Source organism: Limnobacter sp. MED105 (assembly GCF_000170915.1).
In the GTDB taxonomy this organism is placed as follows: domain Bacteria; phylum Pseudomonadota; class Gammaproteobacteria; order Burkholderiales; family Burkholderiaceae_B; genus Limnobacter.
The window spans coordinates 1-12842 of record NZ_ABCT01000031.1; the positions used below are offsets into that span (position 1 = coordinate 1).

Annotated in this window: 14 protein-coding genes; 9 read left to right on the forward strand and 5 right to left on the reverse strand. The window is 53.6% G+C overall.

All coding sequences use genetic code 11. From position 1 onward, the window contains the following. The first annotated feature begins 189 nt into the window (after positions 1 to 189). Both LMED105_RS15525 and LMED105_RS15530 read left to right on the forward strand, forming a co-directional pair. Positions 190 to 1425 carry an FAD-dependent monooxygenase gene (locus LMED105_RS15525; protein WP_008253148.1) on the forward strand — a complete coding sequence of 412 codons (1236 nt, stop codon included), beginning with the start codon at positions 190 to 192 and terminating at the stop codon, positions 1423 to 1425. An 86-nt stretch (positions 1426 to 1511) separates the two neighbouring features. Then, the gene (locus tag LMED105_RS15530; protein ID WP_008253149.1) at positions 1512 to 2321 is read left to right on the forward strand and encodes a DsbC family protein; all 810 of its coding nucleotides are present in this window, start codon (positions 1512 to 1514) and stop codon (positions 2319 to 2321) included. A 21-nt stretch (positions 2322 to 2342) separates the two neighbouring features. Here LMED105_RS15530 and LMED105_RS15535 read toward each other — a convergent pair whose 3' ends face one another. After that, positions 2343 to 3587, reverse strand: a complete 1245-nt coding sequence (locus tag LMED105_RS15535) for a murein transglycosylase A (protein WP_040513781.1) — start codon at positions 3585 to 3587, stop codon at positions 2343 to 2345. Here LMED105_RS15535 and LMED105_RS16960 point away from each other — a divergent pair. Beyond that, on the forward strand, positions 3586 to 3732 hold the full coding sequence (locus LMED105_RS16960; protein ID WP_198006878.1) for a hypothetical protein: 147 nt from the start codon (positions 3586 to 3588) through the stop codon (positions 3730 to 3732). The genes LMED105_RS15535 and LMED105_RS16960 overlap by 2 nt on opposite strands. Here the strand turns inward: LMED105_RS16960 and apaG are convergent. Then, entirely contained in the window at positions 3729 to 4112 is a 384-nt protein-coding gene (gene apaG / locus LMED105_RS15540; RefSeq protein ID WP_008253163.1) for a Co2+/Mg2+ efflux protein ApaG, read from the reverse strand. The genes LMED105_RS16960 and apaG overlap by 4 nt on opposite strands. Positions 4113 to 4263: 151 nt before the next feature. On the opposite strand from apaG, the gene rpe reads away from it, so the two are divergent. The 6 genes from rpe (at position 4264) to trpC (ending at position 9671) form a co-directional block, all read left to right on the forward strand. Further along, a complete protein-coding gene (rpe, locus tag LMED105_RS15545) occupies positions 4264 to 4944 on the forward strand; it encodes a ribulose-phosphate 3-epimerase (protein WP_008253168.1) in 681 nt (226 codons plus the stop codon). A 6-nt stretch (positions 4945 to 4950) separates the two neighbouring features. Then, entirely contained in the window at positions 4951 to 5631 is a 681-nt protein-coding gene (locus LMED105_RS15550) for a phosphoglycolate phosphatase (RefSeq protein ID WP_008253169.1), read from the forward strand. Then, the gene (trpE, locus tag LMED105_RS15555) at positions 5631 to 7133 is read left to right on the forward strand and encodes an anthranilate synthase component I (protein WP_040513783.1); all 1503 of its coding nucleotides are present in this window, start codon (positions 5631 to 5633) and stop codon (positions 7131 to 7133) included. Before LMED105_RS15550 ends, trpE begins: the two co-directional genes overlap by 1 nt. A 99-nt stretch (positions 7134 to 7232) precedes the next feature. Continuing rightward, positions 7233 to 7802 carry an aminodeoxychorismate/anthranilate synthase component II gene (locus tag LMED105_RS15560; protein ID WP_008253171.1) on the forward strand — a complete coding sequence of 190 codons (570 nt, stop codon included), beginning with the start codon at positions 7233 to 7235 and terminating at the stop codon, positions 7800 to 7802. A 33-nt stretch (positions 7803 to 7835) separates the two neighbouring features. Continuing rightward, the gene (trpD, locus tag LMED105_RS15565; protein WP_008253173.1) at positions 7836 to 8873 is read left to right on the forward strand and encodes an anthranilate phosphoribosyltransferase; all 1038 of its coding nucleotides are present in this window, start codon (positions 7836 to 7838) and stop codon (positions 8871 to 8873) included. A gap of 9 nt (positions 8874 to 8882) precedes the next feature. Then, positions 8883 to 9671, forward strand: a complete 789-nt coding sequence (gene trpC / locus LMED105_RS15570; RefSeq protein ID WP_040513782.1) for an indole-3-glycerol phosphate synthase TrpC — start codon at positions 8883 to 8885, stop codon at positions 9669 to 9671. On the opposite strand, the gene LMED105_RS15575 is transcribed toward trpC, so the two are convergent. The 3 genes from LMED105_RS15575 to LMED105_RS15585 form a co-directional block, all read right to left on the reverse strand. Beyond that, positions 9665 to 11503, reverse strand: coding sequence for a M61 family metallopeptidase (locus LMED105_RS15575; RefSeq protein WP_008253187.1), 1839 nt, complete (start codon positions 11501 to 11503; stop codon positions 9665 to 9667). The genes trpC and LMED105_RS15575 overlap by 7 nt on opposite strands. Positions 11504 to 11519: 16 nt before the next feature. Then, complete coding sequence (locus LMED105_RS15580) at positions 11520 to 12503, reverse strand: MDR family oxidoreductase (RefSeq protein ID WP_008253189.1); 984 nt, start codon at positions 12501 to 12503, stop codon at positions 11520 to 11522. Positions 12504 to 12551: 48 nt separating this feature from the next. Beyond that, positions 12552 to 12842: DUF3429 domain-containing protein (locus LMED105_RS15585; protein ID WP_008253191.1), on the reverse strand; the 291-nt coding region annotated here is incomplete at its 5' end.

Consider the following 12842-nt stretch of genomic DNA (forward strand, 5'->3'; position numbering starts at 1 on the left):
ACTGCCGACACAAGGATTTTCAATCCTCTGCTCTACCGACTGAGCTACTCGGCCACGCGTATTCGGTGGTGTTCACTACCGAAGCCCGCAAGTTTATCCGAAACTTTGACGTTGCGCAAACAACAAATGCAAAATCGCTGTAGCATGTTCAATAATTAACAAAGCAGTCCTCGCCGACCCTTATCGACCATGAGCAATCTTACAAGCCTGCAGCCTCAGCAAACGCCCAGCTACGATGTGGCCATTATCGGTTGTGGTGTTGTCGGCTTGGTCGCTTCACTGGTGTTGGCCACCTCCGGTTTTAAAGTGCTGGTGGTCGGCGCTCGTTCTCCCCAGTTTCAGCCCAATCCCGATCAACGGTTTGATCCCCGGGTGTTCGCCTTGTCGCATCGCAGCCAACGTGTGCTCGACCGGCTTCGGGTTTGGGACAATATCCCAAGCGAGAAAGTACAGCCTGTGACCGAGATGCAGGTTTGGGGCGATTCCAGCGGGGATGCGCAGGGCCACTTGCGTTTCAATGCCAGTGACACCGGGGTCGATTACCTCACCTGGATCATCGAGCAAAGTTGTCTCTTTGATGTGTTGTTTTCTGCCATGCGCTATCAGCCGGGCATTGATTGGCTTGACGCAAGAGTCGAGGGCCTTTCCCGCGAAAAAGAGGGTTGGGCCGTGGTCACCAACTTGAAAACCGTGCGTGTCCCCTTGCTGATTGCCGCGGATGGCGCGCAAAGCCAAACCCGCAAGCAAGCCGGTCTCGATTTCGCGCTCGATGACTACAGCGCCGAAGGCGTGGTCACTACCTTTGCCATTGAAAAGCCGCATCACGGTGCCGCACGTCAGTGGTTTTCAGGCGATTCCGTCTTGGCCATGTTGCCTCTGCCTGGGCCGCATGTGTCCATGGTGTGGTCTATGCCTTTGTCCCAGTCACAGGCGCTGCTGCAACTCAGCCCTGCAGACATGGTCAGTCGTGTGCAGTCCCTCTCAGGTGGTGCTGTTCAGGAACTGTATGGTGATCTGGTGCCGGTGGGTAAAACCTACGCCTTTCCGCTCAAGCATGGGGTTGCGCCAGTCTGGTTCGACAACGGTGTGGTGTTGATGGGTGACGCCGCGCACGTGATCCACCCCTTGGCGGGTCAAGGGTTGAATCTTGGGTTGGAGGATGCAGCCGAGTTGGCCAATCTACTCACCTCTCGTAAGCGTCTTCTGGCTGTGCAGCGCTTGGGGCTTGCCGATGAGCAGTTGTGGCGCGCCTGGGAGCGTCGTCGCAAAGCGGCGTGTACACCGGTGCACTTTCTCACCGATGGCCTTCACACCTTGTTCCGGCTCGACTTGCCTGGTGCAGCCTGGGTTCGTAACAAAGGCATGCACCTTGTCAACCAGCTACCCATGCTCAAGCGTTGGTTGTCCCAACAAGCCATGCGTTAAGTTGATCTGAAAAGTCCTGGCGCAATGAACAAATTGCCTTCGGGCGTGTCCTAATTACAATTCATCATTTTTACCCAAGCAGGCCTATGAAATTCAATCTACCTTCGTCCCTTCGCAAGCGCAGCAGTGCTGTTGCTCTCTCTGTAATTGCCTTGTCGGCTGGCGCATGGGCCTTGTCCCAATCTGTTCAACCCGTGCAGGCAGCCGCAAGCAAATCACAGGTCGAGCGTATTACAGCTGCTGTGAATGAGTCCTTGGGGGCATCTGGTGTGAAGGTCGTGTCAGTCAGCGACATTGAGTTTGTCGATGGTCTGTTTGAAGTGGTGGTGAATCACAATGGCACCAAGAAGATCATTTACACCAACGCAAGTGGCAGTCACCTTATTTTGGGTGAGCTCATGGAAAGCAAATCCATGGCCAATTTGACCGAAGCGAGATTGGATAAGCTCAATGCCATCAATTTTGAGAAAGACCTGCCCTTGGGTTTGGCTTTGAAATCCGTCTACGGAACTGGCAGCCGGAAGATTGCCGTGTTTGAAGATCCCAACTGCGGTTATTGCAAACGTTTTCGCAAGGAAACTTTAACCAAACTACAGGACACCACCGTTTACACGTATGTGTATCCGGTTTTGGGGCGCGATTCTGTCGACAAAGCGCAAAAGGTCATGTGTGCCAGCGACAAGTCCAAAATGTGGGATGACTGGATGCTGAAAGATCAGTCCCCCACTGGAAATGGTAACTGCAATCCACCCATCGATGAGCTGGTTAGCCTGGGGCGTGGCATGGGGGTTTCGGGCACGCCCACCGTGTTCTTTCAAGATGGCACACGTGTCAGTGGTGCCATCCCTTCTGCTGATCTGAATCGACGCATTGCAGCGGCTTCAAGAGCCAAATAACAAGGCAATGTGCCCTTGGGTCTAGCTTCCGCTTTCAGGCAGGGGCGTGCCCTTGGGCCAAATCAGCCACATTTTCAAGGGTTGGCGTGTCAGCCCAGCGGCTGCACCTGCTTCTTCCCCGGTTCCCCAAAAGAAATCAGCACGAATCCGACCTCGAATTGCGCCACCAGTGTCTTGCGCCAACGTGCCCTGCGCAATGGGCGCATTGGTCACAGGGTTACTGGATTCAATCCAGACCGGGCTGCCATAAGGCACCTTTTCACGGTCAATTGCCAGGCTCAGTTGTGCTGTCAATGGCACGCCCATGGCTCCCACGGGGCCTTCCTGAGGACGCAGCACTTTGTTTTCCTTAAAAAACACTACGCTCGGGTTGGCATTCAGCAAATCATCTAGCTTGCCCGGGTTGGCTTTTGCCCAGTTTCTAATGCCCGGAATGGTGGCCTGCGCGGCAGTTAACTCTCCCCGATCCACCAATACTTTACCGATTGATTTGTAGGGGTGGCCGTTCTGCTCGGCGTAACTCAAACGAATCACGCTGCCGTCAGGCAAGGTTACCCGGCCCGAACCCTGAACCTGCAGCAAAAATGCATCCAGTTTGTCGTCCACCCAAACAATCGGCTTTTCCCGGTCTGGTCCAAGGCGTTCCCATTCGGCCCTGTCAAAGAAGGGCACCAGCGTATTGCCTTGCAAACGTCCACGCAGGCGCTTTCCTTTCAGTTCAGGGTACTGCTCGTCCAGCTTTACAGTAATCAAATCGGCTGGCACACCGTACAACGGCGCATTGTAGGCGCCTTGGGCTTTGCGTGAGCCCTTTAGCATTGGCTCGAAATAGCCAGTCAGCAAACCTTCTTTCTTGCCGTCTTCCTGTTGAAATTGCCATACTTCAAAATTTGCTTCCATCCAGATTTGTGCGGGTAGAAGTGCGTTGCCGCTCAAATTTTGTCTTGCCTTGCGGCAGGCTTCCAGCAAACCGGTGGGCGTGGCTTTGCGTTTTGCCAGCGCGTTGCCATTTACCGAGCACTGTTCAGCAAATGCCTCCAGAAAACGGCCGTGGTTGGCTGTGCTCCAGCCCGGCAAGCTAGAAAAGTCTGACTTCACAAACAGAGGCAAAGCCGGTTTTTCGTCTTTTTTCTCTAGTTGGACCTGTTTTTCTCCAGCCGGACATGAACATTCAGCTGTTTTCGGGGTCGGAGCAGTTGCGCATCCAGATAAAATCAAGGCAGCCAGCACAGCGCTGGGCCACCAACAACGGAGTGGATTGAACATGTGGTTACTCATTGCGGAAATGGTTTTGGCCTTGGGCCTGATCGTGTTCATCATGTGGTGGACGTTGAGGGCCAGGGTCGATCATCCAGTCGAAAAATCCGATGATGAATCATCCAGCCCCGGTAAACCCTCAGACAAGGATTAATGCAATACCCGGGGCATTGAAAGCAGAAACTCGGGCACTGGCACATCAAACTGCTCGCCACCTTCGCCCACAAAGGTGTATTTGCCTTTCATGGTGCCCACAGGGGTAGGCAGGGGGCAACCGCTGGTGTATTCAAATCGCTCGCCTGGGCGCAGTGTGGGTTGTTCACCCACCACGCCATCGCCTTTCACCTCCTGAACAATGTTGTGGGCGTCGGTAATAATCCAGTGGCGGCTTAATAGCTGCGCAGTCCTCTCGCCCACATTCTCAATTTCAATGGTGTAGGCGAATACATAAGGGCCTTTGTCCTTGTCGCTTTGTTCTTCCAGAAACTGGGTGCTGACTCGGACTTCAAACTGATACTGTGACGGGCTGCTCATGCGGTGTGGCTTGTGAATGTTGCTCTGGATTTCAAGTATGACTTCAAACCCCCGATTTCACAAATCCGAAGCAGCTTGCAAAGCCATTTGCCTGGGGTAACTTCGTTTAAACTCTTGCTTTGATTTATGAATTCTTCATCGAAGGCCAACCATGAACCCGTTTGTTATCGCCCCCAGTATTCTTTCTGCCGACTTTGCCCGCTTGGGCGAAGAGGTGAAAAATGTGATTGCAGCGGGCGCAGACTGGGTTCACTTCGATGTCATGGACAATCATTACGTGCCCAACCTCACGATTGGTCCTTTGGTGTGCGAGGCCCTGCGCCCCCACACCACTGCAATGATTGACGTGCACCTGATGGTGCGCCCCGTGGATCGAATCATTCCCGATTTCGCAAAGGCCGGTGCAAACCTCATCAGTGTGCACCCTGAGGGTACCGATCACCTTGACCGCACCTTGGGCCTGATCCGTGATTCCGGTTGCCAGGCGGGCATCGTGCTAAACCCAGCTACCCCAATTTCATGGGTGGATCACGTCATGGACAAGCTTGACCTTATTTTGGTGATGTCAGTGAACCCGGGCTTTGGCGGTCAAAGTTTCATTCCACAAGCCTTGGTGAAACTCGCTGAGTTGCGCAAGCGCATAGACGCCCATGTGGCCAAGGGCGGTCAAAACATTCGCCTGGAAGTGGATGGTGGCGTAAAGCCCGACAACATTGCGCAAATAGCGCGCGCAGGTGCAGATACTTTTGTGGCTGGCTCCGCCATTTTTGGCAAGCCCGACTACAAGGCTGTAATTGATCAAATGCGCGCTGAACTCGCAACTACGAGATAAGCAATCATGACCAAGAAAGCAGTACTGTTTGATCTGGATGGAACACTTTTGCACACGGTGCCCGATCTGGCTGCCGCGGTGAATGCCATGCTGGTCGACTTGGGCAAACCTGTTTTGCCCGAAGACACAGTGGCGGTGTATGTGGGCAAGGGCGCGGAAAACCTGGTGAACCGAAGCTTGACTGGCAGCATGACAGAGAAGGCCTCGCCTGAGCTGTATGCGCAGGCCATGGCCAACTGGCAAAACCATTACACCCACATCAACGGCAATCACTCCGTGTTTTATCCCGGTGTGAAAGAAGGGCTGGAGATGTTGAAAAACGCGGGTTACAAACTGGCGGTGGTGACCAACAAGCCCGAACGTTTCACCAAGCCCTTGCTCGAGCGCACCGGTATTGCCCATTACTTTGAAGTCATGGTGGGTGGCGATACCTGCCCGGTTAAAAAACCCGATCCAATGCCTGTCACTCACGCCTGTGCGCTGCTCGGCGTCGAGCCTGCCCAGGCTTTGATGATCGGCGACTCGGTGAACGACGCGCTGGCGGCCAATGCAGCAGGCGTGGAGTGTTGGCTTTTGCCCTACGGTTACAACGAGGGACGGTCTGTTCACGAAACCCCATGCGATGGAATCGTGAACACAATCGAGGAAGCTGCACAACGCCTTCTGGGCACACGGGTACCACAATGATTTCTCAAGCCGAATTTGATGCGTTTGCTGCGCAAGGTTACAACCGCATTCCATTGATTGCGCGCTGCTACGCAGATCTCGACACACCCTTGTCGGTGTATTTCAAACTGGCCAACAAACCGAACACCTTCCTGCTTGAATCGGTGGTGGGTGGCGAACGCTCGGGCCGTTACTCCTTCGTGGGCTTGCCCTCCAGCATCACCATCAAGGTGGTTGAGCATTCCGTTGTGGTGCAACGGCAGCACGCCGATGGCACACTTGAAACGCTGGAAACATTCAACGGTGACCCGCTGCAATTCATCGAGCAATACCATGCACGTTTCAAAGTGCCGCCTGTTCACGGAAGCCCGCGTTTTTTTGGCGGACTCGCCGGCTATTTCGGGTACGACACTGTGCGCTACATGGAGCCCCGCCTGGAGGCCAGCCGCAAGGCCGATGACTTGGGTATCCCTGATATTCTGCTCATGTTCACCGACCGTATGGCGGTGGTTGATAACATCCAGGGCACCATTCAACTGATTGTGTTTGTCGATCCGTCACAAGCCAATGCCTACGAAAACGGTGTCGCCGAGGTGAAGCGGCTCATGGGTCAACTTCGTCAGCCAATCGCGATTCCCGTGTCTGCCAGCAGTGAAAGCACGCCCATTGAACGCAGCATGAGCAAAGATTATTTCTTTGACATGGTGGCCAAGTCCAAGGAATACATTGCTGCCGGCGATGTCATGCAGGTGGTCCTGGGTCAAAGGCTCAGCAAGCGTTTCACGCAAGACGCACTCATGCTGTACCGCGCCTTGCGTTCCCTGAATCCGTCGCCGTATCTGTTCTATTACAACTTCGGCAGCTTTCAGGTGGTGGGTTCATCCCCAGAAATTCTGGTGCGGCAAGATCAGGTCGAGGGCAAGTCTCCATTGGTCACTTTGCGTCCCATTGCCGGTACCCGGCCGCGGGGCAAAACGCCACAAGAAGATGCAGCTCTGGCGCAAGAGCTGCTCGCCGACCCCAAGGAAATCGCAGAGCACGTCATGTTGATCGATCTGGCCCGCAACGATGTGGGTCGCATTGCGCAGGTGGGGTCCGTACAGGTCACCGAAAAAATGATCATCGAGCGCTATTCGCATGTCATGCACATCGTCAGCAATGTTCAGGGTGATTTAAAACCCGGCATGGGAGCGATGGATGTCTTGCGCGCCACTTTCCCCGCAGGCACGCTTTCTGGCGCACCCAAGGTTCGCGCCATGGAAATCATTGACGAACTCGAACCAACCAAGCGAGGCGTGTATGGTGGCGCCTGTGGTTATCTCAGCTTCACCGGCACCATGGATGTGGCCATTGCCATCCGCACCGGGGTGGTCAAGGACCAAACCCTGTATGTTCAGGCGGGTGCTGGAGTGGTCGCCGATTCGGTTGCCGAAAGTGAATGGCTTGAAACCGAAAACAAGGCACGCGCAGTAATGCGAGCGGCCGAGTTGGTGCAAGCCGGGCTGGACGGCGAGTTGTCGTGAATGTCTCTCCCCGCGAACAGCCATGGTGAGCGCGTGTGTTAAAATTTGTGTTAACTACGCACTTGTCTCCCCCCCTTCTATTTGAAATGCAGGCCCGCCATGCTGTTGATGATCGACAACTACGACAGTTTCACTTTTAATCTCGTCCAGTACTTTGGCGAGTTGGGTCAACAAGTGCATGTCGTTCGCAACGATGCAATCACGATCTCTGAGGCCCTGGCCCTCAAGCCTCGCGCTGTGTGTGTTTCTCCTGGCCCTTGCTCACCTGCGCAAGCCGGCGTGTCCATCGAAATCATTCAGCGCATGGCTGGCGTAGTGCCGGTGTTGGGCGTGTGTCTTGGGCATCAGGCCATTGGCGAGGCTTTCGGTGGCAAGGTGGTACGTGCAAAAACCATCATGCACGGAAAGACTTCGCCTGTTCATCATCACAATGTGGGTGTATTCAAAGGTTTGCCCAATCCGCTCACGTGTATCCGATATCACTCATTGGCTATCGAGCGGGAAAGTTTGCCCGACTGTCTCGAGATCACCGCAGAAACAGCAGACGGAGAAATTATGGGAGTACGCCACAAAACGCTGGATGTCGAGGGGGTGCAGTTTCATCCTGAATCCATTCTCAGTGATCGTGGTCACGACCTGCTCAAAAATTTTCTCAAGCGGGTTCATTAATCTCGTCCGCCAAACCTTTCCCATCCAAATCTTATGTCCCAGCCATTTAATTACCCTGCCACTCTGAATCAACTGCTTGCTGGGCAAGATTTGTCGCATGAACTCACACGCGAGGCATTCCAGCAATTACTCAGTGGCGGTCTGACCACGGCGCAAATCGCTGGTTTACTGGTAAGTTTGCGTGTGAAAGGCGAAACCGCTGAAGAAGTGGCTGCCGCTGCACAAGTCATGCGCGATCTGGTCACCCCGGTTGAATTGCCTGCTGGTACCGAAGTCGTCGATCTGTGTGGTACCGGTGGCGATGGTGCTCAAACATTCAACATCTCCACCGCATGCATGTTTGTACTTGCAGCCGCCGGTGCAAAGGTGGGAAAGCATGGGGGACGCAGCGTGTCGTCCAATTCTGGCAGTGCAGATGTGCTTGAATTGCTCGGAGCAAACATTAACCTAAAGCCTGAACAGGTCGCTCAGTCGATTGCTCAAGTCGGCATTGGTTTCATGTTTGCCCCAAACCATCACAGCGCCATGCGTTTTGCGGGCCCAGTCCGCAAAGAACTGGGCGTACGCACCGTGTTCAACATTCTCGGCCCTCTCACCAATCCTGCCCATGCAAAACGGCAGGTCATGGGGGTTTACAGTGCCAATTTGCTCGATTTGCAGGCCCAAGTTCTCAAGCGTTTGGGTTCTGTACAGGCGCTTATTGTTCATGGCGAAAATGGCATGGACGAGTTATGTATTGAGTGCGACTCAAAAATTGCAGAGTTACGCGACGGTGAAATCAAGCACTACAGCATCAAACCCGAAGATTTCGGCCTTACACGTGCTTCACACAGCAGTCTGCATGCAGGTTCCGTTCAAGAGTCGCGCGACAAAATTTTCCTTGCCTTGAATGGTCAAGGCGGCGCGATCAGTGACATCGTGCTGCTCAACAGTGCAGCAGGCCTTTACACGGCGGGAGTCGCCAGCAGCCTGAAAGAGGGCATTGCTGTTGCCCGTGCAACGGTTTCCAGTGGCGCCGCAATTCGAAAACTCAATGAGTTCGTCGATTTCACCAAGTCGATTGAGCAATAAGGCAGCATGATGAGCGACATTCTTGACAAAATTCTGGCCACCAAACGCGAAGAAATAGCGCAAGGCAAACAAGTCTTGTCTGAGGTGCAGTGGTTGAGCAAAGCCGCGCGCTTGGCTCCCGCACGTGGGTTTGCCAACGCCATGAAGACAGCTGTGGGCAAAGGTCTGCCCGCTGTCATTGCAGAAGTAAAACGCGCCAGTCCCAGCAAAGGTATTTTGCGCGAACCTTTCGATCCGGTGGAAATTGCGAAAAGCTATGCCAAGCACGGGGCAACTTGCTTGTCAGTTCTTACTGACATTCAATACTTCAAGGGTGCACCCCAATACCTCGACATGGCCCGAGAGGCAAGCGGCCTGCCGTGCATCCGCAAAGACTTCATCATCGACACCTATCAAGTCGTACAAGCAAGGGGCTTGGGTGCTGACGCCATATTGTTGATTGTCTCAGCCTTGCAACTGCCTCAGCTGCAGGAACTCGAGCAATGTGCCAATGAGTTGGGTATGGATGTGTTGGTCGAGGTACACGACGCGCAAGAAATGGACATTGCCTTGCAGTTGAAAACCCCCTTGATTGGAGTCAACAATCGTAATTTACGAACCTTTGAAACGTCACTGCAAACCACACTCGATCTGAAAGGTCGAGTGGGCCCAGAACATTTGTTGATCACCGAGAGCGGCATCGCAACCCGAGATGATGTCGCTTTGATGCGTGCCAATGATATTCACGCATTTTTGGTCGGCGAGGCCTTCATGAGGGCGGCCTCGCCAGGTCAGGCACTGGCCGATCTTTTTTATTGAAGCCAAGGGGCTGGAACCGTGTTGCCCTCAATCTGCTCCAGCTTCTTGATTTCCCACTCATTGGAAACCGGCGCACCTGCCCGCAAATTACACTCCAGTAATCTTTCAGCTCGGAAGGCGATCGCCCGCAGTTCAGCACCAGGCTGGCTGGCTGCCAGCAGGCGTTTGTAGTGCGTTTCGGTCAGTTTTTTCTCACCCAAAGCGACCAGCAAATCGCCTGCCGAAATGCCGCTCGCGTGTGCAGGGCTGCCGTTGATCACCTGCTTCACCAACATACCCTCAGGCTTGAATTGGCCGTGTAAACCCAGGTAAATCTGCTCGTCATTCTGGGTTTGACTCAGGGTAAAACCATAAGCCTTTAACGCATCGCTCAAGGGCAACTCTTCTGTGCTCTGTGTCCATCGCGTTATTTCCTGTTTCAAGTCAATTCCCGTGGCCTCAAGCACCACACTTGGAAACTCATCTTCCTGCAATCCTTCCCCGCTCAACCCTTTTCTTTGCCACATCAGTCTCATGACATCGTCAAGGCATTTTTGTCCACTGGTTTGCTGCCGAATTGCGGAGTCAATGCACAGGGCCACCAGCGAACCTTTGGTGTAATAACTCACGATGGCATTGGGTGCGTTTTCATCTTGCCGGTAATATTTGGTCCAGGCATCGAAAGAACTGTCAGCCACGCTTTGATTCAAACGCCCTGGTCCCTTCATCACCTGCGCAATATTTCGACCCAAGCTTTTCAGGTAAGCCTCCTCACTCAGTTTGCCTGCGCGTGCCAGCATCACATCGTCGTAATACGAGGTAAACCCTTCAAAAATCCAAAGTAGTCGGGTGTAGTTCTCCTGGGTCAAGTCGTATGGAACAAACGCAGCAGGCTTCATGCGCTTTACGTTCCACGAATGAAAATACTCATGGCTGCAAAGCCCCAGAAAGCCCTCGTAACCTTTTGGTGCTTTTTCCACGCCGCATTGTGGCAGTTCATCGGCATTAAAAAGCAAAGCGGTGCTGCTCCTGTGTTCCAGTCCGCCATAGCCATTGTCGGTCGCATGCAGCATAAACACATATCGTTCAAAGGGCGCTTTTTTGCGCTCTGGTTCAAACAGGGCTATTTGTGCTTCACACACCGGTTTCAGGTCGTTGCAAATGCGCTGTAGGTCCAGGTCGGTGTCCGCGCCGTACACCGCGAATACGTGTTCTACGCCCAGAGCGGTAAAACTTTCAACATGCAATCCACCCATTTCTACCGGGTGGTCGATCAAGCTGTCAAAGTCGGTCGCTTGAAACTTCACCAAGCCGCCCGCCCGCAACACTGGGCAACCATGAGGGTCTTTCAAGGTTCCTGGTTGGCTCGGCAAGCCACAGGCAATCAGCCAGTCCTGCAAATTCTCTCCAGGCCTTGAGATGGTTAACTCGATTGCTTCCTGTTCAAATCCCTTCGGGCACAAAAACAAGCTGGTCCCGTTAAAAAAACCGTGCGTATCATCCAGGTGTGCGCCGCGCACTGACAAGTCCCAGGCATATACCCGCCATTCGCACTGAATTAAAAGTGCCGGAGAGGTTGGCGCGAGTTGCGCACCATCCACATGAACACGCCAGGTGTCCTTTCTTTCCCGGTTGCAGGCAATTTCAACCGATCCTGCTCGCGCTCGCACAAACAGCACGTTCCGGGCAAATTCCCGAATCAGGTAACTACCCGGAATCCAGGTGGGCAGGCTTAAATCAATCCAGCGCTGGTCCCCAGTGCCTTGCAGTTGTTCTCGTGCAATTTCAAATTGCAGCTGAACATCGAAATAGTGGCCTTTCGGGTCTGCCACCGTGACTTGGTAATGCAACATGGTAATAGTCTGTGTATTAAATTTTGATGAGCACTCGGCCTGTGTTCGTTCCAGCCATAATTTGAGCGGCTGCTTCAATCGCTTCATCCAGTGAAAGGGTGCGAGTCAGATCATTCAGCTTGTTCAAGTCGAGATCTGATGCCAGTCTGCGCCATGCTTCTTCACGTACTGCAAGCGGCGCCATCACCGAATCAATCCCCTTCAAGGCAACACCTCTCAAAATGAACGGTGCCACTGAAGAGGGCAAATCCATGCCTTGAGCCAATCCACATGCGGTGACTGTGCCGCCGTATTTGGTTTGCGCGCAAGCGTTGGCCAAGGTGTGCGAACCCACACAGTCCACCACGCCAGCCCAGCGCTCGCGTTGCAAGGGTTTGCCGGGTTCGCTGAGTAACTTGCGGTCCATCACTTCACTTGCACCCAAACCTTTCAAAAACTCGGTTTGTTCAGGTTTTCCGCTGGTGGCAACTACTGTGTAGCCAAGTTTGCTCAATAACACGATCGCAATACTGCCCACACCACCGGTTGCGCCCGTCACCAAAATCTCGCCACTCTCCGGTTTCACGCCGCTTTTTTCCAAGCCCAGCACACACAACATGGCTGTGTAACCCGCGGTGCCAATCGCCATCGCTTGCGCTGCGCTCAGGCCTTCGGGGCGTTTGATCAACCAGTCACCTTTCAGTTTGGCTTTTTCCGCCAGGCAGCCCCAATGGGTTTCCCCCACGCCGAATCCATTCAAAATGACTTCATCGCTAGGTTTAAACCCCGGATGGGCGCTTTCCAGCACAGTGCCCGCGCCGTCAATACCCGCCACCATAGGCCACTGGCGCACCACGGGCGATTTGTTGCAAATGGCCAGGCCGTCTTTGTAATTGAGAGTGGAGTGAGAAATTTGAACCAGCACATCGCCAGATTCAGGCAGTTGACCTTCGTCCAGTTGTTCAACACTGGCCTTGAATTCACCCTGTTCGTTTTTCTGAAGAAATACCGCCTTGAACATACTTTTTCCTTCCTTGCTTTTGATCAGTCTTGAATGAAGACTACACCATTAGACAAAGCAGGCGGTCACCAACAATCCAAGAATTGCACCCAAAGTCAGGTGGTTTCTCAAGCGTAGGTAAGCATCAAACGCCTTCATGGGCTTCAAAAAGCGTTGGTCCACCAGCCACACCAAAACCAGAATCAGTGCAAGAATCCACAGGGTGAACTGGGGTGGCGAAAATGCGCCTGCCAGCCAGGCCAGCAGCGAGGGCGTTACACCCCAAATAAAACTTCGTGTTTCAAATTCCGCCTGATCCAGTCCCGCAAGGTAAGTGGCTTGGTCCTGGCTACTTAGCGA